We start from the raw sequence: 24,727 nt of genomic DNA on the forward strand, positions 1-24,727 counted from the left end.
GTCAGAGCCATGAAGAACCACGTGACCGTCGGAGTCGACGGCTCCGAGGAGAGCCGGGCGGCAGCACGCTGGGCCGCGCGGGAAGCCGCCCTGAGGCAGGTGCCGCTGCGCCTGGTGCACGCCGTCGACTGGCCCATGGACCCGGTGCTCCCCGGCCTGGGCCGCCAGGACGCGGACCGCTGGGCGGACCAGGCCCTGACCGAAGCCGCACAGGAATTGCACGGGCGCCACCCGCAGCTGGAGATCACGACCCGCTGCCTGACAGCACGGCCGGCCGCCGCCCTCGCGGCCGAGGCCGCCGACGCCGGGCTGCTGGTCCTGGGATCGCGCGGCCTGGGCGGCCTGGTCGGATTCATCGTCGGCTCGGTGGCGATGTCCACCGTGGTCGGGACCGACACGCCGGTCGTGCTCGTTCGCATCGCCGACGACCCGGACGGCCCGGGCACCGGATTCGCAGCCGAGGTCGTCGTGGGGGTCGACATTCACGAGGCCTGCGACCGGGTACTCGCCTTCGCCTTCGAAGAGGCGGCCCGGCGCAACTGCCCGCTGCGGGCTGTCCACGGCTGGAAGATGCCGGCCGCCTACAGCTACGTCCCCTTCTTCGACCCGGACAACGAACGGGACATCGGCAGGAGCGTCACACACATGGTGGACGACATGCTGCTGCCCTGGCAGCACAAGTTCCCCGACGTGGACGTCAGCCAGAACGTCTTCATGGGATCGGCGGGCGGACATCTCGTCCGTGCCTCGCAGGGCGCGGGACTCGTCGTCGTGGGACGCCATGTGCGCCGCTCTCCCCTCGGCGCACACCTGGGCTCGGCCGCCCACGCGGTCCTGCACCACGCAGCAGCCCCCGTGGCCGTCATCGCCCACGAGTGAAGGACCGGAAACCGGTGAACGGCGGTGTGAGGCAGACAGCGAGGGCCCACGGGAAGCTCGCCCCGCACACCATCGCGAGTACCGGCAGTCCCATCGAGGAGGAAGACCATGAAGCACCTGCGCAACGTCGAGGACGTCATGACGCACGCCGTGATCTCGGTCGACCGGGGAACCGCGTTCAAGGACATCGTGGAAGAGCTGCGGATGTGGAACGTCAGTGCCCTCCCGGTCCTGGACCATCACGGACAGGTGGTCGGCGTCGTCTCCGAAGCCGACCTGCTGCTCAAGCCCCAGGGCACCGAAACGGCTCGCGACACCACGGCCGAGCAGCTGATGACCCGCCCGGCCGTGACCGTCACGAAGGACGCCACCATCCCCACCGCGGCGCGTCTGATGGCCCGCAGACACCTCAAGCGCCTTCCCGTGGTCGACGGCGACGGCCGCCTCGTCGGCGTCGTCAGCCGCGGCGACCTGCTCAAGGTCTTCCTTCGGCCGGACGAGGACATCGGTGCCGAGATCCGCGAACTGATCATGTACCAGCTGCTCCCGCAGATTCCCTCCGAAGCACACGTCCACGCGCACGGCCCCGCCGAGGTGCACGTCCACGTCGCCAACGGCATCGCCTACCTCACCGGTTCGCTGCCGGACCCCGCGATGGAAGACATCGTCGTACGCGCCGCCGGCACCGTACCGGGGGTCGTCGACGTCAAGTCGGATTTCACCGCCACCGTCTCCGCATGAGGGCACGACCGCCATGAGGCATCGCAGTGTCGCGGACCTGATGACGCCCAGCGTCGTCACCGTTCGGCGCGCCACCGCGTTCGAGGAGATCGCCCGGCTCCTGAAGGAGTTCGACATCACCGCCATACCGGTGATGGACGAAGCCGGCCACCCGGTCGGCATCCTCGGTCGCAGCGATCTGATCCAGCTCCTCCTCCGTCGCGATCACGCGATACAGGAAGAGATCCTTGAGGACGTCCTCACCCGGACACTCCACCCCGCTCCTTCGGCCATCACCGTCGAAGTCGACGACAGACTCGGCTGCGCTGAGGCCGAGCTGCGGGGCGCGGCGCTGGAACGCGTCCACGCGGAGGACTGGGCACAGTACGGGCCCTTCGCCGCGCCGCCCACCGAACCGCGTCCGCAGTGGGCCGAGGACCTCCTTTCGCTCACGCGGGACCGGCTGCTGCGCGAACACCCCACGCTCGGCATCAGCACCCGCGGCACGAAAGGGCTCGCGGCCTCCAAGGTCCTCGCCTCCGCCGCAGCCGAGGCGGACCTGCTCGTCCTCGGCTCACGAGGGCTGGGCACCCTCGCCGGGTTCATCGTGGGCTCGACCGGCTCGGCGACGATCCCGGAGACCGAGACACCCGTCGTCCTCGTGCGCTCGATCGACGGCGAAGAGCGTCCGCCCCGCCACGCGGACGATGCCGGACCGGTGGTGCTCGGTGTGGACCTGCGCAGCAACTGCGACCGGCTCCTCGCCTTCGCCTGCGAGGAAGCGGACCGGCGGTCCGGCCCACTCGTCGTCGTCCACGGCTGGTCGCTCCCACCGGTCCTCTCCTACGCTCCCGCCCTCGATCCCGGTGTCGAGAAGGAGATGGCCGACGGACTCAAGGCCACGCTCCGCGGGCTCCTGAGCCCCTGGGAGCAGAAGTACCCGCAACTCGCCGTCGACGCACGCATCGTCATCGGCCAGCCCGCCATCCAGATCCTGGACGCCGCATCCGGCGCGGCACTCGTCGTGGTCGGCCGGCGCATCCGCCGTCCGGCACTCGGTGCCCGCATCGGTCCCATCACCCACGCGGTGATGCACCACGCCACCTCACCGGTCGCCGTCGTGGCGCACGACTGAGGCCGCACAGACAGGACCAGTCCCGTGACCGAAACACACCTCGACCCCGACACCGTCATCCAGCTCGTCGGCGACGCCGTCACCGCCCCGTCCATGCACAACGCCCAGCCGTGGAAGTTCGTATTCCATGTCGGCACGGGTGCACTTTCCCTGTACGGCGATCCGGAACGCGCCATGACCCGAACCGACCCGGTTCACCGCAGCCTCCACCTCGGCTGCGCTGCGGCCCTGTTCAACCTGCGCGTGTCCGCGGCCTGGATCGGTCTCCCCGTCCGCGTGCAGCTCCTGCCCGACGACGCCGAACCGTGGCTGCTCGCCACGGTGACCATCGACGAAACCGCAGGGGAGGACCGCGAGCTGGCCGCCCTGCACGATGCCGTCCGGCGCCGGCACACCAGCCGGTACCCCTTCAGCGAGGAGCCGGTGCCCACCGCGCTCCTGGACGGCCTGTGGGCCGCGGCCCACTTGGAAGGCTGCCGCCTCACCGTCCCGGACACCTGGCACATCGACACCGTGCTCGGGCTGGTACGGGACGCGGAACACCGCGAGGAGATCGATCCGCTCGCCCGTGCGGAAACCACGGCCTGGACCTCCCCCACGCAGGACGGTTCGCGCCCGCGTAGTGACGGCATTCCCGCCGCCGCATTCGGACCGAAGGGTTCCGGCGGCCGCACCGCCGTACGCGACTTCGGCTGGGCCAACCCGATACCGGATCGCGGCTGGGCCGTGTTCGAGAAGCGGCCGCAGCTGGCCCTGCTGAGCACCTCGGAGGACACGAGAGCCGACTGGCTGCGCGCCGGCCAGGCGATGGAGCGGGTCCTCCTGCAGGCCACCGCCGACGGCCTCGCCACGTCGATGACGTCCCATCCCCTGGAATGGCCGGAGTTGCGCTGGACGGTCCGCGACCCGGTCGCGGCCATGGGACACGTGCAGATGGTCTTCCGCCTCGGCTACGGCCCCGCAGGTCCCGACACGCCCCGCCGCCCGTTGACCGAGGTCCTGGAAATCCGGGAGTAGACACCACCGGCGTCCACTGCGGGTCAGTTCTTCCCGAGGTGGCGGCGTGGTCGGGTACGGCGGTCTGCAACTCCTTGGACGGACGCTCGTGGCCCGTGGAGCGGGCCTCGGCGGCAAGGTCAGGGAAGGGTACGGCCTCGCGGAGCGCGATCCCGTCCTCGATCGGCATGCGCTCGGACACCGGGCACTGGCGCGGACAGCGCTGGTGCCCAGCGGGTGTGCAGAAGCCCATGACGTGCTCCACGCCAGCACGGTGCGTTCGATGGTGCCCCCCTTGCCCGCGGCGTCACACCCCGAGAAGACGACGACCAAGCGGGCGTCCTCCGCGCGCCGATACGCTGGCTCCGCACGGGGCGGGCAGCGAAGGGGAATCACATGGGTGTGGGGGATCCGTTGACGCAGGTGCCTCGGCTGCGGCTGGACGAGCTGCTCGACGAGCTCCAAGCGCGTATCGACGCCGTACGCGGCACCCGCGACCGGGTGCACAGTCTGCTGGAGGCCGTCGTCTCGGTGGGCCGGGAGCTGGATCTGGCCCAGGTGCTACGGCGGATCGTGGAGGCAGCGGCCCTGCTCGTGGACGCCGACTACGGGGCGCTGGGGGTCATCGGCCCCGACGGCCGCACCCTGTCGCAGTTCCTGACCGTGGGGCTCGACGAGGAGGCCATCGCCGGAATCGGTCCCCTGCCGGCCGGTCACGGTCTGCTCGGGGAGGTCATCCACCACCCGGAGCCCTTGCGCCTCACCGATCTCGGCGCGCACACCTCGTCGTACGGCTTTCCGCCGCACCACCCGCCGATGCGCACCTTTCTCGGCGTGCCGATCCGGGTGCGGGACGAGGTGTTCGGGAACCTCTATCTGACCGACAAGCGGGGCGGCGTCGATTTCGACACCGAGGACGAGACGGTGATCTCCACCCTTTCCGTGGCGGCGGGCGTGGCGATCGACAACGCGCGGCTTTACGAGGGGTCGCAGCGCCAGCAGCGGTGGCTCAAGGCCAATGCGGAGATCACCGAGAGTCTGCTGTCGGGCAGTTCCCGTCCGGCGGTGCTGGAGCTCATCGCCCTGCGGGCCCGGGAGATCACTGGCGCCCGGATCTCGGACATCTCCATGCCGGTTCCCGGCGCCGAGGGGTTGTTCGTGGAGTTCGCGGCTGGTGCGGACAGCAAGGCCCGGCAGGGACTCGTCGTCCCTTTCGCGGGATCCCTCTCGGGAACCGCTCACCGGACCGGGCAACCCGTGGCGGTCGTTCACGCCGCGGACGACGACCGGCATCCGGCCGATGCCCAGATACAGGGCGGGCTGGGCCCTGCCGTCGCGGTCCCGCTGGGCACCGCCGGCAGGGAAAGCCGGGGCGTACTCCTTCTCGCACGCGCAGCCGGCGAGCCCGTCTTCGGCGAGAACGAGTTGGAGCCGCTCGTCGCCTTCGCGGGGCAGGCGGCCATCGCCCTGGAGCTGGCGGAGCGGCGCCGCGACACCGAGCAGATCGCACTGCTGGAGGAGCGGGACCGGATCGCACGGGACCTGCACGACCTGGCCATCCAGCGACTCTTCGCCACGGGCATGACCCTCCAGAGCGCTGCACGGCTCGTCGAACACGAGGGGGCCGCCGAGCGCATCAGCCGTGCGGTCGACGACCTGGACGAGACCATCAAGATCATCCGATCGACGATCTTCGGTCTGCGCACCAAGGACCGTGAGAGCGGACCGGGTCTGCGGGCCCGCGCTGCCCGGGCCGTGGGCGACGCGGCCACCACCCTCGGCCATCCGCCGCGCCTGAGCATGGAGGGCCTGCTCGACACGGACGTCCCGTCCGAGGTGGCCGACCACGTCATGGCGGCGCTGGGCGAGCTCCTGAGCAACGCCGCGCGCCACGCGGGGGCGACCAGGGTCGCCGTGGCCCTCAAGGCGGAACCGGGCGAGATCGTCCTGACGGTCTCCGACAACGGCAGGGGCATCCCGGTCCAGGGCCGCAGGAGCGGTCTGCGCAACCTCGACGACCGGGCGCGGGGCCTGGGCGGGTCCTTCACCGTGGACACCCCCGACGAGGGGGGCAGCCGACTCGTCTGGCGGGCGCCGCTCCCCACCGGGAGCTGACGGTTGCCGGCCTCTCTCTCGCTCACCACGAGAACCAGGGCCCAACGGTCCCGAACCGGGCCCCGGTTTCGGACACCGCCCCGGTGGTCAAGCCACCACGAGCCGCAGCTCGCCGTCGGCGCCGAACACCCGCATCGACTTGGCCATCAGAGGCGGCACGCCGCGCAACCGGAACCGGGTTCCGGCCGAGTGGCAGCGGTGGTGCACGCGCAGGAAGAGGGCGGTGAGTCGGGGTTCCACCTGCCGCGCCGTGTGGAAGTCGAGCACTCGTCCCCGTTCCCCGGGGGCCCCGTCGCTCGCGAGAGGGCCGGATGAGGGCCGATCGGCCCTGTCCGTTCGGCCCCTTCGGCAGGCAGGATGCGGGAGTTGGTCCTCCCAGGACGAACCCAGGCGAAGGAGTTGCGTCATGACCGACAGCGGTGGCCCTTCCCCCACCAGGACGCCGATCACGGTCTTCCTCCTCGACGACCACGAGGTCGTACGCCGAGGGGTGCACGACCTGCTGGACGCGGAGCCCGACCTGAACGTGGTCGGCGAGGCGGGCACGGCGGAACAGGCCCTGATCCGCATCCCCGCGCTGCGTCCCCAGGTGGCGGTCCTCGATGTTCGGCTCCAGGACGGTGACGGCGTGAGCGTGTGCCGTGAGCTGCGCTCGCGGATGCCCGAGCTGGCCTGCCTGATGCTGACCTCGTTCGACGACGAGGAGGCCCTGCTGGACGCCGTGATGGCGGGCGCCTCCGGTTACGTGCTGAAGCAGATCACCGGAACCGACCTGGTCACCGCCGTCCGCACGGTCGCGGCCGGCCAGTCCATGCTCGATCCCGGAGCCACGACCCGGCTGATGGCCCGCATGCGCGGCGATGTCCCCAAGGAGGAGCGGGTCCCCGGCCTGCCCGGCTTCACCAGCCGGGAGAAGGAGGTCCTCGTCATGGTCAGCGAGGGGCTCACCAACCGGGAAATCGGCAAACGGATGTACCTCGCGGAGAAGACCGTCAAGAACATCATCTCGCGCCTGTTCACCAAACTGGGCGTGGAGCGCCGCGTCCAAGCCGCCGTGATCGCCAGTCATACGCTGATCCCGCCGAGCCAGCGCCCCGCCCCGGCCACGGAATAGCCGGCGGCCGGGCACGCGGTACCTCCGCGTGCCCGGCCGCCATCCTGGTCCTGTCCGGATCAGGCGTGCGGGACCACCGCGACAGGACAGACCGCGTGGTGCAGGACCGCATGGGCCACGGACCCGATGTGCGCCCCCACCGCCGACTCGCGGACGCGGCGGCCCACGACGAGCAGCTGCGCGTCCGACGCGGCGCTGAGCAGCACCTGGCCACCGCTGCCCAGCTCCACGTGCGCGATGACTTCGACCTCCGGGTACTTCAGCCGCCACGGCTCCAGCGCCTGCTCCAGCGCGGCCTTCTCGTACGGCTCCAGGCCACCGAACTGGTCGGCGATCCACATCGACCCGGGACTGTAGCCGTAGACCGGCGGCAGGCTCCAGGCACGGACCGCCCGGAGCGGCGCCCTGCGTGCCGCGGCCGCCTCGAAGGCGACGCGCAGCACCTCGGCGGACTCCTCCACGCTGCCCTGCTGTCCGACGACGACCTCGCCCTCTTCCGGCACGGCCACCGGCCTGCCGTGCGAGGAGCGCACGGAGACGACGGGGCACTCGGCGGCGGCGATCACCTGCCGACCATATGAGCCAAGCAGGAAACCGACCAGGGCTCCGTATCCGCGCGAGCCGACGACCAGGATCTCGGCGCCCTTGGCGGCGTGCAGCAGGGCCGGCACGGGGGCGTCGGAGAGCACTTCCGCGGTGAGGGCCAGCCCCGGGTACCGGCGGGTGAGCTCGCCCTCCGCCTCCTTCAGGACGTCGTCGGCGCGCCGGGCTTCGGTGTTCCGGTCCTGGACGATCGGGGCCGCGAGCGGCTGCCACAGCCAGGCGTGGACCACGTGCAGGGGCAGGTCGCGCCGTACGGCTTCCCGGGCGGCCCAGTCCGCCGCGGCCCGGCTCTGCGGGGATCCGTCGACTCCGACAACCAGGGTGCGCTTCACGAGTCTGTCCTCCGTACCGATGCCGGGGCATCGAGGTCGGTCGTCAGGGGAGCGGCGCCGGCCGGGGGACCGGCGCCGCTGACCTCACCCTCCCGGCTGAACGCCGTGGCACACAGGGGCCAACAGTCCCTCCCCCGGGGCCGGTCCTCCCCTCGCGGCGCCGACTCGGGGAAGGCAGTGTGGAGGCATCGGCTCAGTCGACGAACGTCCCGGACCGTCGCACTCAGGAGCGGGCATGACCTCGTACCCCATTTCGGAGCTCGACGCGCACTGGCGCGCCGCCAACTACTTGGCAGTCGGCCAGATCTACCTCATGGACAACCCCCTGCTCACCGAGCCGCTGAGGCCCGAGCACATCAAGCCGCGACTGCTCGGCCACTGGGGCACCTCTCCCGGCCTGAACCTCGTCCACACCCACCTCAACCGCGTGATCAAGGGCCGGTCGCTGGACGCACTGTGCGTCTGGGGTCCGGGCCACGGCGGCCCTGCCGTCCTCGCCAACTCATGGCTGGAAGGCACGTACACCGAGATCTACCCGGACATCACGCGGGACGCGGCCGGCATGGCCAAACTGTTCCGGCAGTTCTCCTTCCCCGGTGGCGTGCCGAGCCACGTGGCCCCCGAGACGCCCGGCTCCATCCACGAGGGCGGCGAGCTCGGCTACGCCCTCGCCCACGCCTACGGAGCCGCCTTCGACCACCCCGGCCTGCTGGTCGCCTGCGTCATCGGGGACGGCGAGGCCGAGACGGGGCCGCTGGCCGCGTCCTGGCACTCGAACAAGTTCCTCGACCCGGTCCACGACGGCGCGGTCCTGCCGATCCTGCACCTGAACGGCTACAAGATCGCCAATCCGACGGTGCTGGCCCGGATCCCCGAGGACGAGCTCGACGCGCTGCTGCGCGGTTACGGGCACGATCCGCTGTACGTGACCGGCAGCGACCCCGCCCAGGTCCATCACGCCATGGCCCGCGCCGTGGACCACGCCGTGGACCGCATCGCGCTCATTCAGCAGGAAGCCCGAGCGGGTACCGGCACGCAGCGCGAGCGCGCACGCTGGCCGATGATCGTGCTGCGCACCCCCAAGGGCTGGACCGGCCCCGCGACCGTCGACGGCGACCCGGTAGAGGGCACGTGGCGGGCTCACCAGGTCCCGCTGGCCGGGGTACGCGAGAACCCGGCGCACCTGAAGCAGCTGGAGGACTGGCTGCGCTCGTACCGGCCGCAGGAGCTCTTCGACGCCGACGGGCGGCCCACCGAGCAGGTCCTCGCCTGTCTCCCGCAGGGCGATCACCGCCTGGGCGCCGTCCCGTATGCGAACGGCGGCCGGCTGCTGCGGCCCCTCCCGCTGCCCGCCCGCGACACCTACGCCGTCCCCGTCGACAAGCGAGGCCGCCGCCTCCACGAACCGACCCGCGTCCTCGGGCACTTCCTGACCCAGATCATGCGCGACACCGCCGCGCGGCGGGACTTCAGGGTCTTCGGACCGGACGAGACCGCCTCCAACCGGCTCGACGACCTGTACGACGCCACCGGAAAAGCCTGGCAAGGCATGACGGAGACGACGGACCGCAACCTGTCCCGCGACGGCCGCGTCATGGAGATCCTGTCCGAACACGTCTGCCAGGGCTGGCTGGAGGGATACCTCCTCACCGGCCGCCACGGGCTCTTCTCCACCTACGAGGCCTTCGCCCACATCGTCGACTCCATGGTCGGCCAGCACATCAAGTGGCTGAAGACCTCGCGCGAACTGTCCTGGCGGGCGCCGACCGCCTCCCTCAACTATCTCCTCACCTCGCACGTCTGGCGCCAGGACAACAACGGCTTCTCCCACCAGGACCCCGGCTTCGTCGACCATGTCCTCAACAAGAGCCCCGAGGTCGTACGGGTCTACCTGCCGCCGGACGCCAACACCCTCCTCGCCGTGGCCGATCACGCCCTGCGCAGCCGCGACCAGGTCAATGTGATCGTCGCCGGCAAACAGCCCTGCTTCGACTGGCTGCCGATCGACGAGGCCCGCACCCACGTGACGCGCGGTGCCGGCGTCTGGGAGTGGGCGGGAACCGACCACGGCTCCCGCGAACCGGACGTCGTACTCGCCTGCGCCGGTGACGTGCCCACCATGGAAGTGCTGGCCGCGGCGGCTCTGCTCCGCGAGCACCACCCCTCGCTGGCCGTCCGGGTCGTCAACGTCGTCGACATCGCCCGGCTCATGCCCCACGAGGAACACCCCCACGGCATGACGGACGCCGAGTACGACGCGCTCCTCACCACCGGCAAGCCGGTGATCTTCGCCTACCACGGCTACCCGTGGCTTATCCACCGGCTGGCCTACCGCCGCACCGGCCACCCGAATCTGCACGTGCGCGGGTACAAGGAGTCCGGAACGACGACCACCCCCTTCGACATGGTCGTGCGCAACGACATGGACCGGTACCGGCTCGTGATGGACGTCATCGACCGCGTCCCGGGCCTGGCCGACCGGGCCGAGGGGCTGCGTCAGGCCATGGCCGACCAGCGCCTCCGCCACCACGACTGGATCCGCGAACACGGCACCGACCTCCCGGAGGTCGCGGACTGGTCCTGGCCGTATTGAGGCCACCGCGGACTCGGGCACGGGGTCGGCCGCTGCGCCGGCCTCTCGGCCGGAGCAGTCCGGTCAGGGACCGTAGCCCGGTCAGCTCGATCGCCGGCCCGTCACCCATGGGTCCAGTCTGAGCCCGCTGCCGCAGAGCCGCCCGCTCACCCGAGGTCGTAGGCCGTGAGGGGGGCGTGCTGCGGTGCGGCCCCCGCCGCTGCCATGTCTCCGTAGGCGGTGCGCTTGAGCTGTTCCGCCAGGTTCTCCAGTGCCCGGGCGGCCGCGAGTTCGCCACCGATCTCGGGCACGTCCTTGTCCGTCGGGTTGCAGCGCGCCGTGCCGTGGCCCGTGAGGCGGGTGGTTCCGGTGTCGAGTTCGACGCGGACCTTGGTGGTGTGCTCTTCCTCGAAGAGGTAGAGGTGGGTCTTCCATTCGCTCGTGTGCGACATGGTGTGCCTCCGGTCGGATCAGGAGTAGCGGTGGTGTCGGCGTCGGGCCCAGCGCCGGATCTCGTCTGTTCCCCAGACGAGCGGCGGGAAGGCGGCGAGGAGGAGGACCACGTCCAGCGGGAGGGCGGCGGTGCCGAAGAGGTTCTGGAGCGGCGGCGCGTACACGAGCGCCGCGGTGAAGACGAGTTCGAAGGCGATGCCCGCCAGGAGCAGCGGGTTGCTGAAGAAGCCGATGTCGCGCAGCGCGGCGTGGTCGGTTCGGGCGGCGATGGCCGTGCCGACCTGGCAGGTGACGATGCCCGCGAAGGTGGCGGTGGTCGCGGTGAGATAGGCGTGGTGGAGCGGGGTTCCGGGTCCGGTGGGGTCGCCGGGGTGCCAGCCGGCGCGCCACAGGACGTAGAAGAAGGCGGTCATGACGAGGGCGGCGGAGACGGTGCCGAGCCAGCCCCAGCTGCGAATGAGCATGTCCTTGTTGATGACGCTCTGGGAACTGGGTCGGGGCGGCCGGGACATGATCCCCGGCTCGGCGGGCTCGCGGCCGAGGGCGAGGGCGGGAAGGGTCTCGGTCCCCAGGTCGATGGCGAGGATCTGCAGGACGGTCAGCGGCAGCGGTACGGCCCCGGCGGAGAGGGCGAACACGAGGAAGGGCACGACCTCGGGAGTGAGGTGGGCGAAGATGTAGACGATGAACTTGCGAACGCTGTCGTAGACGCGGCGGCCGGACTCGATGGCCGTGACGATGGTGGCGAAGTTGTCGTCGGTGAGGACCATGGTCGACGCCTCGCGGGCGACGTCGGTGCCCGAGAGCCCCATGGCCACGCCGATGTGGGCACGGTGCAGGGCCGGAGCGTCGTTCACGCCGTCGCCGGTCATGGCCACGATCTGCCCATGAGCACGCAGGGCATCGGCCACTTTCAGCTTGGTCTCGGGCGAGGAGCGGGCGAAGACGATCTCCGTGCCGTCCTGGCGGAGGAGGCGGTCGAGCTCGTGGTCATCGATCGCCTCGGACTGGGCGACCACCTGGAGGTTCGGTGTGCCGATGCCGACGGCGCGGGCCACGGCCGCGGCGGTGGCTCCGTTGTCGCCGGTGACGATGTGGACGGTGAGGCCCGCATCGTGGCAACGCTGGACTGCGGCGGCGACCTCCGGGCGCGGCGGGTCGTACAGGCCGACCAGTCCGAGCAGGTGCAGGTCCCTCTCGGCGTCCTGCCGCTGCGGCGGTGTTGCTGTGCCGGGCGGCAGTTCGCGCACCGCGACGGCCAGCACGCGCATTCCGTCCGCGGCCAGGGTGTCGGCGGCGTCCTGGGCCCCGCCGGTCGGCTCTCCTTCGGCCAAGAGCGCCAGGACGGCTTCCGGTGCTCCCTTGACGATCACGCGCCGGCTGCCGTTCTCCCCAGCCTGGATCACCGACATGCGGCGCAGGCGCGGGTCGAAGCGGAAGCAGGCTCGTCGGCGGACATCGCGGTCGGCCGGGTCGACCGGCGCGGCGTGTTGCGCGGCTCCCTCGACCAGCGCGATCTCGGTCGGGTCACCGTGCAGCCGGCCATCGCCTTCGCGGGTGACGGTGGTGCACTGGGCCGCGGCACGGACCAGTTCGGCGGTCTCCGAACCGCTTGCAGCCTCGTGCGGCGGGGTCCATGCGGAATGGAGGCGCATCTGGTTGCGGGTGAGGGTGCCGGTCTTGTCCGTACAGATGACGTTGGTGGATCCGAGGGTCTCCACGGCGCTCAGCCGCTTGATCACGGCGCCTTGACGGGCGAGGACCCGTACGCCGACGGCGAGCGCCAGGGTGATGGTGGGCAGCAGCCCTTCCGGCACGTTGGCAACGAGCAGGCCGATCGCGAACATCAGCGAATCGGTGAGCGGCAGCCCCACCGCGACGCCCAGCACCAGGAAGACGCCTCCCATGGCGACCGCGACCGCTGCGATCAGCCAGGCGACCTTCTTGACCTGCGTTTCCAGCGGGCTGGGTTCGCGGCGGGTGCGCTGGCTGAGGGCGGCGATCCGGCCGAGCTCGGTGTGGTCTCCGGTGGCGAAGACGATCGCCCGCGCCTGCCCCTCGGTGGCGGTGGTACCGCTGAAGACGAGGTTGGGCTCCTGCAGCGGCGAAAGACCTTCCAGACCCGGGCCGGCCACACGCTCGACGGGCGTGGATTCGCCCGTCAGCATCGAGAGATCGGCCTCGATTCCCCCCTCGGTCAGGCGCGCGTCGGCGGGTACCCGAGCGCCCTCGTCAAGGGCGATGAGATCCCCGGGGACCAGGTCCCGAGCGGGGACGTGCTGCGGCTGCCCGTCGCGGATCACCTGGGCCTGCGCGGGGAGGTATTGGGCCAGGGTTTCGACGGCCTTCTCAGCCTGGCGTTCCTGGACGAGGGCGAATCCGGCGTTGACAAGGATGACCGCGACGATCGCCCAGCCGAGCACCGCGATGGCGGCGATGAAGGCGAGGGCCGCCGCCGCCCACAGCAGGAGGGCCAGCGGGTGGACCAGCTGCCGCAGCAGTTCCCTCAAAACGCTCGTCCGGGCGGTGCGGCGGACCTCGTTCGGGCCGTAGACGGCCAGGCGGCGTGCCGCTTCCCGGCTCGACAGGCCCAGAGGGCCGGTGTGGAGCTCGCGACGGAGCAGGGGAAGCGGTTCCAGGGGATCCGGCGCGGTGTCCGGCGTGAGGTCCCGGCCGGCGGCGGTCTCAGTCATCGCCGGCTCCCTGTCCGGGGCGCAGGCGTCCGGACCAGAGGGGCTCGATGCCTGACCACTCGGATTCCCAGGCCCTTGCACTGCGCGCGTCCACGCTACGGAGGCGCGCGGCGACGAGGGCGCCGCCGACGAGCACGATCCCGGCCAGAGCTCCGGTGCCGATGGCCACTGCGTTCAGAGCGACGTCGGCTCGGCGGGGCGGCGCGGTGATCGCCCTGCCGTTTTCGTCAACCCACAGGCGGACCGTGCTGCCGTTCCGGGTTCCCGCCGGAACGGGGATGGTGTCCGTGTGCAGGCGCTGCGTGGGGTAGTGCCATGTGGCGGTCGCTACGGCCATCGGCCGACTGCTCGGCTCGCCTCCGGCTCGGTAGGTGGTCTCGCCGACCGTGGTGGCCGTCACGTGGTGCCGGTGGCGCGCTACGTTCTCGGCGGTACGGTTCCCGTCGGTCCAGGCGGCGTGCGTACGGGTCCGGGTGCGGTCGGCATCACGCCTGAGCGGGTTGGCCCCCGTCCCCTGCGTCCGGTGGTGCATGGCACGCCTCCGTGCTGCTGCGTGTCGAGCCGGGCCGTCCCTTCAGGCGGCGAGCTCGGCGCTGATGTGGTGGGCCCAGTTCTGGATCCGCTCGGGGTTGCGGAAGTCTCCGCCTTTGCCCTGGCGGGTCAGTGCCTTGGCGAGGAAGCCCGGGGTGTGGGCCGTGATGCTGCCGCCGAAGGTCATGTGCTCGCGTGCTCCGACCAACTGCATTTCCCGGGCGACCGCGGAGACCGGCGGGATGTCGTGTTCCTCGGCGGAGCGGTCGAGGGGGCCGCTGCTGAACATCCACACGGGGCGGTGCCGCAGGGAGTCGGCGTTGCGTTCGGCGCAGTGCTTGGCCTTGGTGCTCCAGTGGCCGGCGTAGAGGGAGCCCCCGAGGACGACGGCGTCGTAGGCGCGGACGTCGTGGACGTCGTCGGCGGGCAGGACGACGGCGTCGAGACCGTCCTCTCGGAGGGTCACCGCGATCTGTTCGGCGATCCCTGCGGTGGCTCCGTGCTTGGTCCCGTAGGCGACCAGGACTCGCTTGGTGCTCATGGCGGGTGCTCCTTGGTTCCATGGCGCGTTGTTGATGCCACTGTCACGCGGCCGATGGCTGGTCCGCTTGGGCCGGACGGATCCCTGTGGGGACCATCCGGTCCTCCCCGTAGCAGCTCTCCTCGGCGGCGGCGACGTGCTGCTTGACGGCTGCGAAGCTGTCAGGGGCGACGGAGATCGAGTCGATTCCCACGCGGACGAGGAAGGCGGCGTAGGCGGGGTCGTCGCTGGGACGCTGGCCGCACAGGCCCACCGGGCGTCCCAGGGTCTGGACCCGTGGGAGGAGGATCCGGATGAGGTCGGTGACGGCCGGGTCGTTCTCGTCGAAGACGTGGGCGAGGGCTTCGGAGTCGCGGTCGACACCGAGGGTGAGCTGGGTGAGGTCGTTGCTGCCGATGGAGAAGCCGTCGAAGCGCTCGGCGAAGTCCTGGGCGAGGAGGATGTTGGCCGGGATCTCGGCCATCACGTAGACCTTGAGGCCGTTCCCGCCTCGCCGGAGGCCTTCAGCCGCCATGACCTCCAGGACCTTGTCGGCCTCTTCCAACGTGCGGCAGAACGGGATCATCACGATGACGTTGGTCAGGCCCATCTCCTCGCGCACCCGGCGCAGGGCCTGGCATTCGAGGGCGAAGCCCTCCCGGTAGCCGTCGCTGTAGTAGCGGCTCGCGCCACGCCAACCGATCATCGGGTTGGCCTCCACCGGTTCGAAGGAACGGCCGCCGAGGAGCTTGGCGTACTCGTTGGTCTTGAAGTCGCTGGTGCGGACGACGACGGGGTCGGGCCAGCGGGAGGCGGCGATCCGGGCGATGCCGTACGCGAGGCGGTCGGTGAAGTACCGGCCACGGTCGAGATAGCCCTCGGTGAGCTGGTCGATGGCGCAGCGGTCGGCGGGATCCAGGCGCTCCGGGTGCAGGAGGGCCATGGGGTGGACCTTGACCTGGTGCGCGACGATGAATTCCAGACGGGCCAGGCCCACCCCGTCCGCGGGCAGCCGCCACCAGCGGAAGGCAGCGGACGGGTCGGCGAGGTTGAGCATCACACGGGTTCGGGTGGCGGGGAGAGCGGCGAGGTCCGTCTGGGTCTCCTCGTACAGGAGGCGGCCCTCGTAGACCTTGCCCCGGCTGCCCTCGGTGCACGCGACGGTGACGTCGGCGCCGTCTCGCAGCACCTCGGTGGCGTTCCCGGTGCCGACGACCGCCGGGACGCCGAGTTCCCGGCTCACGATCGCGGCGTGTGAGGTGCGGCCGCCGTGGTCGGTGACGATGGCCGCGGCACGCTTCATGACCGGTTCCCAGTCCGGGTCGGTGATCGAGGTGACGAGCACGGCTCCGGCCGGGAAGCGGTCCAGGTCCACCGGCGTGTCCATGCGGCATACGGCACCCGCTCCGATGGCTTCGCCCACCGCGATTCCTTCGACCAGGGCATCGCCCGGGGCGACGGTCAGACGGCAGCGGCGCAGGGTCGCGGTGCGGCGGCGCGACTGCACGGTCTCGGGCCGCGCCTGCACGATCGCCAGGTCGCCGGTGCTGCCGTCCTTCGCCCACTCCAGGTCCATCGGGCAGCCGTAGTGGTCCTCGACGGCGACGGCCCATTCGGCGAGCTGCCGCACCTCGGCGTCGGTCAGAACCCGCCGGGCCTGTTCCTCGGGGGTGGTGTCGACGGTGTCGGTCAGCCCGCGCTCCGCGTACACGGCCTTGCGACGCTTGGCGCCGATCCGCACGTCGATCACGGGGTTCAGGGCCGGATCCTTCAGGCCGGGCTTGAAGACGGTGTACTCGTCGGGATCGGTCTGCCCGCTGACCACGGTCTCGCCCAGCCCCCAGGCCGCGCTCACCACGACGACGTTCGGGAAGCCGCTCTCAGGGTCGAGGGTGAAGATCACCCCGGCCCCGGCGAGGTCGGAGCGGACCATTGCCTGGACACCGACGGACAGGGCGACCTGGAGGTGGTCGAAGCCCATCCGCTCCCGGTAGTCGATCGCGCGGTCGGTGTAGAGAGAGGCGAAGCAGCGGTGCACGGCGTCCAGCAGCTGCACGGTGCCGCTCACGTTCAGGTAGGTCTCCTGCTGGCCGGCGAAGCTGGCCTCCGGCAGGTCTTCGGCGGTGGCGCTGCTGCGTACGGCGACCACCGGGTCGGAGCGGCCCAGCTCCCGGCCGAGCTTCTGGTACGCCGTGATGATCTCGGCCGTCAGGGCGTCGGGCAGGGTCTCGCCCATGATCATTGAGCGGATGCCCGCTCCGACGTCTTCGAGCGCGACACCGTCGTGGAGCCGGTCGAGCTGCTCCTGGATGCGGGTGCGCAGGCTGTGGCCGTCGAGCAGTTCCTCGTAGCCGTCGGCGGTCGTGGCGAAGCCGGCCGGCACACGCAGGCCCGCGTCGGTCAGCCGTCTGGTCAGCTCTCCCAGGGAGGCGTTCTTGCCGCCGACCCTGCCGATGTCGCCTCGGCCGAGCTCGGTGAACGGTACGACGCGTCGCGTGTGTCCCATGACGTCCTCCGGGGCTGCGTGTCGGCAGGGATCAGTACGGCAGGGGGCGGCCGGACGGCGTGCGCAGATCCAGCGGCGCGGGCCTGTGGGGCTGCTTGGGCCGGGTTCGGATCCGAATGCGCTGCATCGTGGTCACCCTCTTCGGAAGGCGGCGCCGGATTGGCGTCTGGGTTCCACGATCACGCGGTAGGCCAGGGGGACCGCAGTGCCGAGGGGGCCACTCACGCGGGGCCGATCGGCCCAGGTCCCGGTACTGAGTGGCTGCCTGGCCTGCGGCAGGACCGTGTCCGTCCTGCTCAGGACCATGCCGGAAACACCGTTCACCACGCGCCGGGCCGCCGATGACCACGGCGAGCGGGGACGGGAGCCTCAGCAGACCTTCCCGGGCCGGGCAGCCGTCGCTTCGAGGAGGTCCCGCAGCAGGTCGAACTCCGTGAGGTTATGCGCCGGCCCGAGGTGGAGCTATTCGACGGCGATGTCCGCCCGGACGATGGTGATCGGGCACGGTGCGTGGAGCGCCGTCTGATGGCTCACCGAACCGAGCAGGGCTCGGCTGAAGCCGCCGCGACCACGGCTGCCCACGACCAGCATGTCCGCGCCGTCTGCCGCATCCACCAGGACGTCTACCGGATTGCCGCGTACCAGGCGCTGGTGCACGGAGGAGGCGCCGTCCTCACCGAGGACCGAGCGGACCTCCTCGACCAGACGTCGCTCGGCCTCCTCCTCGTCGAACGTGGTGTCCACCGCTGGGGCCGACCATGATGCGGCACCGGGGAGGTCCCATGCCGCGACCGCCTCCACCCGCCCGCTCACCAGCCCTGCGTACCGGACCGCCCAGCGCAGCGCGGCCTGGGACGAGGGCGATCCGTCGACGCCCACCACGATCCGCGGAGCCTCTTGCTGCCTGTCCATTCCGCTCATCCTTCCGACGGCTGATACATCCACAGTGTGCGCATTGCGCACGCGGCGCCACGCGAGCCTGCGGCACTGCCGGTCAGCCCTTGGGTAGCCGGAACCACCGCTCCTGGCCTGCGGAAATGCGTTCGTGCCGGTCTCCGGGCAGGACCAGGGGCACCGGGCCCAGAAGTGACGAAGGGACGCTGATGCCGAGCCGTCCGGGCCGGAACCGGATGCGGATGTCCCGGTGCCCCAGGTAGGAGATCGAGAACGAGGAACCGGGCACTTCGGAGAGGGGCACCGGGTCGATGTGCAGGCCGTCGTCGTGGGGATCGAGTCCGACGATGCCGCGCTCGACGAGGTCCAGGGTGCCGCCCATGGCCCCGAGGTGGATACCCTCGCCCGTGGTGCCGCCCTGGACGTCCGTGATGTCACTGAGCAGGGCTTCCTGGCAGTAGCGCCAGGCGTCCGGGCCCTGCTCCCGGGCCAGGACCCAGCCGTGGACGAGGCTGCTCAGCGTGGAGCCGTGGCAGGTGCGCCGCAGGTAGTGGTCCACCGTCCTGCGCCAGAGGCCGTCGTCGAGGCGGTGGCCGAGCCGAAGGAAGAGGTGTTCGAGCTCTGCGGGGCGGAAGAGGTAGCCGAGCATGAGGGTGTCGGCCTGCTTGGACGCCTGGTAGCGGTTGGGCGTGTCGCCTTCGGCTTCCAGGATGCGATCCAGGCGGCGGATGTCGCGGTAGCGGGCGCGGTAGCCGTCCCAGTCGAGCTCGTCAAGGTCGCCGTAGCCGTGGAACTGGCTGATCACGTCGCGGTGGAACGGCACGTACAGGCGGTGGGAGACGTCCTCCCAGACGGTGAGGTCGTCGGGGCCGATGCCCAGTTGCGTGAGGAGCTCGGCGCGTCGGGCGGCAGGGAGTTCCCCGTACAGGTCGAGGGCGCGGGCCAGCACCCAGGCGGCGGTGACGTTGGTGTAGGCGTTGTCGTCGATGCCGGGATCGGCGGCGTCCGGGTAGGCGTCGTGGTACTCGTCCGGGCCGACGACGCCGCGGATCCGGTAGCGGGCGAGGGTGGTGTCCCACGTCGCCGTGTCCGCCCAGAAGTGGGCCGTGTGCAGCAGGAGTTCGGCGCCCGGGCCGTGCATGAACCCGGCGTCGCCGGTGGCCAGCCCGTACTGCCACACGTTCCAGGCGATGGCCGACCCCACGTGGTGCTGGAGGTGGGAGTGGTCCGGCAGCCAGCGGCCGGAGCGTGGATTGAGGTGCAGGCGCTGTGTCTCCTCGGTACCGGAACTGCCGCTCTGCCAGGGGAACATGGCTCCCTTCGCCCCGGCCCGGCGAGCGGCCTCCCGGGCCGCGGGGAGCCGTCGGTGCCGGTACCTCAGCAGGGCGCGAGCGGTCTCGGGGAGGTGAAGGGCCAGGTAGGGCAGGACGAACAGCTCGTCCCAGAAGACGTGGCCCCGGTACGCCTCGCCGTGCAGGCCGCGGGCGGGGACGCCGGCATCGAGCTCGGCGGTGTGCGGCGAGAGGGTCTGCAGGACGTGGAAGGCGTGCAGCCGCAGGACCTTGCCCGTCTCCCCCGGTACTTTCAGCTCTCCTTCGCTCCAGAGACGCTGCCAGGACGCCCGGTGGGAGGCCAGCAAGGAAGGGAAGTCCGGGGCGTGTGTGGCGAAGTCGATGCTCCGCCGCAGGGGTTCGCCCGGGGGACGGTCGAGCGAGGTACACAGGGCGGCTGTCTTCACCACGACGACCGGGACGGTCCGCTTGATCGGCAGGACGAACGTCTGCGTGGCGGCGGTGGCTGTGCACGCCCGGCCCACCGGCGCCAGTGGACGTGCCGTCGTCCGGACCGCGAGCCCCATCCGTATCCGGGAGGTGGCCGTGGTGCAGGCGATCCAGGCGGTGCCCTCCGCCTCGACTCCGGCCCGGTGCTCGACGAGGTGCCGCCCGGCCAGGGCGCGGTAGCGGTCGACTCCCGCGTTGGTGACGTCGCCGTCGAGTACGGACTCGATCTCGATCCGGCCGCTCCAGCCGTACGCTCTGAACACCGTGTTCTGAGCTGCCAGGTTCGGATCTCCCATGTGGACGAGGCGGGTGTGGGCGACGCCCAGGCGGCGGCCGTCGGCGTCGTGGAAGAGCATGCGGCGGGTGAGCGTCCCGGCGCGCAGGTCCAGCGACACGTGGCTGTGGCGCAGGGTCGGGTGGTCGGGCGTGAGCCAGTCGCCGGGCGGTGCGCCCTCGGGCAGGCAGCGGTACCGCAGCGCGGTCCAGTCCGGCAGCCGGACCATGTCCTCGTTGGAGACCGTGCGTCCTCCGACGGCGGAGTCGAGCCGGTCGTAGCATCCCGCGAGGAAGGTGCCGGGGTAGTGGACGTCGTCGGCGACGCTTTCGGGGGCCGAACCACGCGTGGCGAAACGGCCGTTGCCCAGAGTGCAGAGGGACTCGACCAGCCGCTCGGTCTTGGGGTCGTAGCGGTGGTATTCCCAGCGCCAGGCCGGGGTCACGGGAGGTCGCCTGCGAGTGCGGCGGGCAGCCCGCCGAGGTCGGGGAGGACGAGCTGGGCGCCGTGCGCGCGCAGGGCGTCCCTCATGTGCGGGTCGTCTTCTCGGTCGAGTCCCACCACTAGGCGAAATCCGCCTCGGCGTCCCGCTTCGACGCCGGCGAGTGCGTCTTCCACAACGGCGGTGTGACCGGGGGTCGCCCCGAGACGGCTGGCGGCTTCGAGGAAGAGGGCGGGGTCCGGCTTGCCTGGAAGGTCAAGGGCGGCAGCGTCATTGCCATCCACCAGGGCGTCGAAGTGGCCGATGAGGTCTGCGACTGCCAGGAGGGAGCGGGCGTGCCGCGAGGCCGAGACGGCTGCGCACTGCACCCCCATCTCCCGTAGTCGCTGGAGCGTGGGCCGTACGTCGTCGAAGGCGCGGACGCCTTGGGTCCGCAGCATCGCGGAGAAGACCGCCTCCTTGCGGGCGGCGACCGCGTGAACGCTGGCGCACCCGGGCGGATCTTCAGGCGTTCCGGGCGGGAGGTCGATGTGACGGGCGCCGAGGAAGGCGCGTACGCCGTCGAGGCGGGACCTGCCGTCTACCAGGTCCCGGTATTCGCGGACGGCGTCGAACGGGCATGGTCGTGCACCGGGGGGCGACGGCTGCCACTCGGTGAGGCAGCCGTCGAAGGTCTCCTTCCAGGCTGCCGCGTGACGGTCCGCCGTGGCGAGGAGCACTCCATCGGTGTCAAAGACGACCGCGTGCAGGTCGCTCATGAGTCGTGCACCACGCGGCGGCCGGTGATCCGAGCGGGGGTGAGCTTCATCCAGTGGCTGCGCGGGCCACCGGCCCACGGTTGGGAGCGCGCGGTGGTGTTGAGGTGGTGGATCTCGTCCGGGTCGGTGACGGCTGCCAGTTCACCCACGGCCAGCACGCTCCAGCCGGTGGCGGTCACGTCGTCGATGTTGTCGATCTCGAAGGCGGCCTCGGTTCCGGCGGCTCTGGCGGTGACGGCTTCCGCGGAGGTGCGGAAGGCGATGTCGGGTCCTGCGACGAGGTAGTTGACGGGGAGGACGGCTGGGCCTTCGGGGGTGAAGGTGGCGATACGGCCGACGCCGTGGGTGTTCAGCAGCCGTCGACATTCGGTCTCGTCCAGCGGTACGAGCGTACTGTCGCGCCGGGCGGTTGCTCGGCCCGCGACGCGGTGGGCACTGGCACCGGTCAGGTCGTCGACGGTGAGGCCGAGGGCGTCGGCCACCCGGACGAGGGTGCCGATGGCAGGACTGGCGGCGTGCTCCTCCAGGTAGGCGATGTACGTGCCGTCGGCGCCGCACCGCCGGCCCAGTTCGTCGCGGCTCAGACCGAGGGCTTCGCGGCGGGCCGCCAGGCGGCGGCCCAGGTCGGTGTGTCCGGCCATCTCGCCGGACTGCTGCGGGTGGGTGCTCGGTGTGCTCTTCACGGCACTCACTGCTCCTGGGGCGGTACGGCGACCGTGTCGTGCTGCGGTCCGCCGAGCACGACCTTGAGGGCGCCGGTTTCGCCGGCGCGCGAGAAGACGTCGTAGGCCTCTTCCATCTGGTCCAGCTCGAAGCGGTGGGTGACCATCGCTGTGCCGGGGAGGCGGCCTGCGGCCATCATGCGCAGCAGCATGGGGGTGGAGTGGGTGTCGACGAGGCCGGTGGTGATGGTGACGTCCTTGATCCACAGGTCTTCGAGGTGGAGGACGGCGGGCTTGCCGTGGACACCGATGTTGGCGACCCGCCCGCCGGGGCGGACCATGCGGGTGCACATCTCGAAGGCCTCGGGCACGCCGACGGCCTCGATGACCACGTCCGCCCCGAGTCCGTCCGTGAGGTCCTCCACCAGACGCTCGGGCTCCTCGTCCGCGCTCGCTGTGGCATCGGCGCCGAGATCGCGTGCGGCGGCGAGCCGGGACGCGGCGAGGTCGACGGCGATGATCCGCCCGGGGCTGTAGAGCTGTGCGGTGGCGATGGCGGCCAGGCCGATGGGGCCGGCGCCGACCACGACGACGGTGTCGCCGGGGCGCACGTTGCCGTTGAGCACGCCGACCTCGTAGGAGGTCGGGAAGATGTCGGCGAGCAGGACGGCGTCGTGGCTGGCCAGGGCGCTGGGCAGCGGGTGGACGGAGAGGTCGGCGAAGGGGACGCGCACGTATTCGGCCTGGGTGCCGTCGATGGTGTGGCCCAGGACCCAGCCGCCGCCTCCGCGACACTGTCCGTAGTGCCCTTCGCGGCAGAAGCGGCAGCGGCCGCAGGCGGAGATGCAGGAGATCAGGACGCGGTCACCGGGGCGGACGCTGCGGACGTCGCCGCCGGTCTCGACGACGGTCCCGACGGCCTCGTGGCCCAGGATCCGGCCGGAGGTCACTTCGGGCACGTCGCCCTTGATGATGTGCAGGTCGGTGCCGCAGATGGTGACGGCGTCGACCCTGATGATCGCGTCGGCGGCGTCCTTGACGGAGGGGTCCGGGACGTCCTGCCAGGAGGTCTGCCCGGGACCGTGGAAGACGAGTGCCTTCATGGCGGGCCTTCTCTCTGTGTGCTGTGCGGGAGGGGGGCACCATCAGGCTGTGCCTGTGTTCCTCCGTCGCGCTTGGGCCGGTCGGCCCCCACCAGGGCCCGGTAGGTCCCCAGCGGCCAGCACGTTCCGGTGCGACGGTGGAGACCGGTATCCGTTCCGAAAGGAGGGCTGCTGCCATGTCCCAGTCAGCCCCGTCACCTGCTTCCGCGCGCCCGGCCCTGCTGAGGTTCCTCGGCGGAGTGCGGACGGTCACCGGCAGCAAGTTCCTGGTCGAGAGCGACCACGCCCGGATCCTCGTCGACTGCGGACTCTTCCAGGGTGTCGCGGACCTGCGCCGCCGCAACTGGGACAAGCTGCCCTGCGACGCCTCCGACATCCACGCCGTCGTCGTGACCCACGCCCACCTGGACCACTGCGGCTACCTGCCTCGACTGGTCCGGCACGGCTTCCGCGGCCCGATCCTGACCAGCGCCCACACCGCCAGGCTCGCCGAGATCGTGCTCCGCGACAGCGCCCGCCTCCAGATGGAAGCCGCCGAGCACGCCAACCAGCACGGCTGGTCCAAGCACCGCCCCGCCAAGCCGCTCTACGACGATGACGATGTCGAGCACACGATCACGTACTTCGACCCGGTACCGGTGGGCAGCGAGATCGAGATCATGGCCGGCACGAAGCTGATGCTGCACCACGGTGGGCACATCCTCGGCTCCGCCTGGGCGCACCTGACCCTGGAGGACGGCCACACCCTCGCCGTCAGCGGCGACCTCGGCCGCCCCGGCCACCCGCTCCTGCTGCCGCCGGAGCCGTTCTCCGGCGCCGACGTCCTGCTGATGGAGTCGACCTACGGCAACCGCCGCCACGACCACGAGAGCGCCCGCCGGGAATTCGCCTCGGTGATCACCCGTGCGCTGTCCCGGGGCGGGACCGTGGTCATCCCGGCCTTCGCGATCGACCGCACCGAGGTCGTCCTGCACGAGCTGGCCACCCTGCGCAGCGACGGCACCCTGCCCCGCCACGTACCCGTCTACGTCGACAGCCCCATGGCCCTCGCGGCCCTCGACGTCTACCGCAACGCCGTCCGGTCCCACTCGCCCGAGCTGCGTCCCGAGATCCTCGCCCAGGGCGAGGCGGCGATCAACCCGGAGCCCTTCCTGGCCGCCCGGACCGTCCAGGAGTCGATCGACATCAACAACTCCACAGGCCCGGCGGTCATCGTCTCGTCCGCCGGCATGGCCACCGGCGGCCGCGTCCTGCACCACCTCCACCGGATCCTGCCCGACCCCCGCAACGCCGTGGTCATCGTCGGCTTCGCCGCCGCCGGCACCCGCTCCCGCGACCTCGTGGACGGCGCCCGCACACTCAAGATGTTCGGCGAGTACGTCCCCGTACGCGCCGAGGTCGCCGACGTCCCGCACTTCTCCGCACACGCCGACGCCGACCAGATCATCGACTGGCTGCGAGACGCCCCGGCCCCCCACACCACCTACCTCGTCCACGGCGAGGAGACCGCCGCCGAAACCCTGCGGGACCGCATCGACCACGAGCTGGGCTGGACGGCCGTCGTACCCAAGTCCGGGGAGGCCGTCCTGGTCCGCTGAGGTGGGCCGGGCGGTCCCTCGGTGTGCACCGCGCGGCCCTCCCGGG

At 71.2% G+C, this 24,727-nt stretch carries 20 protein-coding genes and 1 pseudogene; 8 read left to right on the top strand and 13 right to left on the bottom strand.

All coding sequences use genetic code 11. The features are described 5' to 3' along the window. Positions 1–9: 9 nt before the first annotated feature. The 4 genes from ACZ50K_RS06095 to ACZ50K_RS06110 all read left to right on the top strand — a co-directional run bounded on the left by ACZ50K_RS06095 (position 10) and on the right by ACZ50K_RS06110 (position 3,751). Positions 10–879 (top strand): universal stress protein, encoded by an 870-nt coding sequence (locus ACZ50K_RS06095; protein WP_468898015.1) that lies wholly within the window; start codon positions 10–12, stop codon positions 877–879. Between the two features lie 108 nt (positions 880–987). Beyond that, complete coding sequence (locus ACZ50K_RS06100) at positions 988–1,620, top strand: CBS domain-containing protein (RefSeq protein WP_468898017.1); 633 nt, start codon at positions 988–990, stop codon at positions 1,618–1,620. A gap of 13 nt (positions 1,621–1,633) precedes the next feature. Then, the gene (locus ACZ50K_RS06105) at positions 1,634–2,734 is read left to right on the top strand and encodes a universal stress protein (protein WP_468898019.1); all 1,101 of its coding nucleotides are present in this window, start codon (positions 1,634–1,636) and stop codon (positions 2,732–2,734) included. Positions 2,735–2,758: 24 nt separating this feature from the next. Continuing rightward, positions 2,759–3,751, top strand: coding sequence for an Acg family FMN-binding oxidoreductase (locus ACZ50K_RS06110; protein ID WP_468898021.1), 993 nt, complete (start codon positions 2,759–2,761; stop codon positions 3,749–3,751). 136 nt (positions 3,752–3,887) lie between these two features. Here ACZ50K_RS06110 and ACZ50K_RS06115 read toward each other — a convergent pair. Beyond that, positions 3,888–4,081: pseudogene (locus ACZ50K_RS06115) on the bottom strand (polyphosphate kinase 2); the annotation flags it as partial. A 45-nt stretch (positions 4,082–4,126) separates the two neighbouring features. Here ACZ50K_RS06115 and ACZ50K_RS06120 point away from each other — a divergent pair. Then, on the top strand, positions 4,127–5,845 hold the full coding sequence (locus ACZ50K_RS06120; RefSeq protein ID WP_468898023.1) for a sensor histidine kinase: 1,719 nt from the start codon (positions 4,127–4,129) through the stop codon (positions 5,843–5,845). 87 nt (positions 5,846–5,932) lie between these two features. On the opposite strand, the gene ACZ50K_RS06125 is transcribed toward ACZ50K_RS06120, so the two are convergent. After that, complete coding sequence (locus ACZ50K_RS06125; protein WP_468898491.1) at positions 5,933–6,253, bottom strand: STAS domain-containing protein; 321 nt, start codon at positions 6,251–6,253, stop codon at positions 5,933–5,935. On the opposite strand from ACZ50K_RS06125, the gene ACZ50K_RS06130 reads away from it, so the two are divergent. After that, entirely contained in the window at positions 6,252–6,959 is a 708-nt protein-coding gene (locus ACZ50K_RS06130; protein ID WP_468898025.1) for a response regulator, read from the top strand. The two genes, ACZ50K_RS06125 and ACZ50K_RS06130, sit on opposite strands and share 2 nt — an antisense overlap. 59 nt (positions 6,960–7,018) lie before the next feature. On the opposite strand, the gene ACZ50K_RS06135 is transcribed toward ACZ50K_RS06130, so the two are convergent. Beyond that, positions 7,019–7,894, bottom strand: coding sequence for a universal stress protein (locus ACZ50K_RS06135; protein WP_468898027.1), 876 nt, complete (start codon positions 7,892–7,894; stop codon positions 7,019–7,021). A 235-nt stretch (positions 7,895–8,129) separates the two neighbouring features. On the opposite strand from ACZ50K_RS06135, the gene ACZ50K_RS06140 reads away from it, so the two are divergent. Further along, positions 8,130–10,487, top strand: a complete 2,358-nt coding sequence (locus tag ACZ50K_RS06140) for a phosphoketolase family protein (protein ID WP_468898029.1) — start codon at positions 8,130–8,132, stop codon at positions 10,485–10,487. Positions 10,488–10,633: 146 nt separating this feature from the next. On the opposite strand, the gene ACZ50K_RS06145 is transcribed toward ACZ50K_RS06140, so the two are convergent. The 10 genes from ACZ50K_RS06145 to ACZ50K_RS06190 form a co-directional block, all read right to left on the bottom strand. After that, complete coding sequence (locus tag ACZ50K_RS06145; protein WP_468898031.1) at positions 10,634–10,918, bottom strand: dsRBD fold-containing protein; 285 nt, start codon at positions 10,916–10,918, stop codon at positions 10,634–10,636. An 18-nt stretch (positions 10,919–10,936) separates the two neighbouring features. Then, entirely contained in the window at positions 10,937–13,612 is a 2,676-nt protein-coding gene (locus ACZ50K_RS06150) for a cation-translocating P-type ATPase (RefSeq protein WP_468898033.1), read from the bottom strand. After that, positions 13,605–14,012: a hypothetical protein gene (locus tag ACZ50K_RS06155; protein WP_468898035.1), complete on the bottom strand. Its 408-nt coding sequence runs from the start codon at positions 14,010–14,012 to the stop codon at positions 13,605–13,607. Before ACZ50K_RS06155 ends, ACZ50K_RS06150 begins: the two co-directional genes overlap by 8 nt. A gap of 174 nt (positions 14,013–14,186) precedes the next feature. After that, entirely contained in the window at positions 14,187–14,684 is a 498-nt protein-coding gene (locus ACZ50K_RS06160; RefSeq protein WP_099894140.1) for a flavodoxin domain-containing protein, read from the bottom strand. Positions 14,685–14,727: 43 nt separating this feature from the next. Next, positions 14,728–17,169 carry a phosphoenolpyruvate synthase gene (gene ppsA / locus ACZ50K_RS06165; RefSeq protein WP_468898037.1) on the bottom strand — a complete coding sequence of 814 codons (2,442 nt, stop codon included), beginning with the start codon at positions 17,167–17,169 and terminating at the stop codon, positions 14,728–14,730. Between the two features lie 462 nt (positions 17,170–17,631). Further along, complete coding sequence (locus tag ACZ50K_RS06170; RefSeq protein WP_468898039.1) at positions 17,632–18,081, bottom strand: universal stress protein; 450 nt, start codon at positions 18,079–18,081, stop codon at positions 17,632–17,634. A gap of 82 nt (positions 18,082–18,163) precedes the next feature. Next, on the bottom strand, positions 18,164–20,563 hold the full coding sequence (locus ACZ50K_RS06175) for a glycoside hydrolase family 65 protein (protein ID WP_468898041.1): 2,400 nt from the start codon (positions 20,561–20,563) through the stop codon (positions 18,164–18,166). After that, the gene (locus ACZ50K_RS06180; protein WP_468898043.1) at positions 20,560–21,318 is read right to left on the bottom strand and encodes an HAD family hydrolase; all 759 of its coding nucleotides are present in this window, start codon (positions 21,316–21,318) and stop codon (positions 20,560–20,562) included. Before ACZ50K_RS06180 ends, ACZ50K_RS06175 begins: the two co-directional genes overlap by 4 nt. Next, positions 21,315–22,001, bottom strand: coding sequence for a helix-turn-helix domain-containing protein (locus tag ACZ50K_RS06185; protein WP_468898045.1), 687 nt, complete (start codon positions 21,999–22,001; stop codon positions 21,315–21,317). The genes ACZ50K_RS06180 and ACZ50K_RS06185 overlap by 4 nt, the downstream gene beginning before the upstream one ends. A 5-nt stretch (positions 22,002–22,006) precedes the next feature. Then, complete coding sequence (locus ACZ50K_RS06190; protein ID WP_468898047.1) at positions 22,007–23,083, bottom strand: zinc-dependent alcohol dehydrogenase family protein; 1,077 nt, start codon at positions 23,081–23,083, stop codon at positions 22,007–22,009. A 176-nt stretch (positions 23,084–23,259) separates the two neighbouring features. On the opposite strand from ACZ50K_RS06190, the gene ACZ50K_RS06195 reads away from it, so the two are divergent. Beyond that, on the top strand, positions 23,260–24,681 hold the full coding sequence (locus ACZ50K_RS06195) for an MBL fold metallo-hydrolase RNA specificity domain-containing protein (RefSeq protein ID WP_468898049.1): 1,422 nt from the start codon (positions 23,260–23,262) through the stop codon (positions 24,679–24,681). Positions 24,682–24,727: the final 46 nt, after the last annotated feature.

Source organism: Streptomyces sp. NPDC033845 (genome assembly GCF_055576225.1).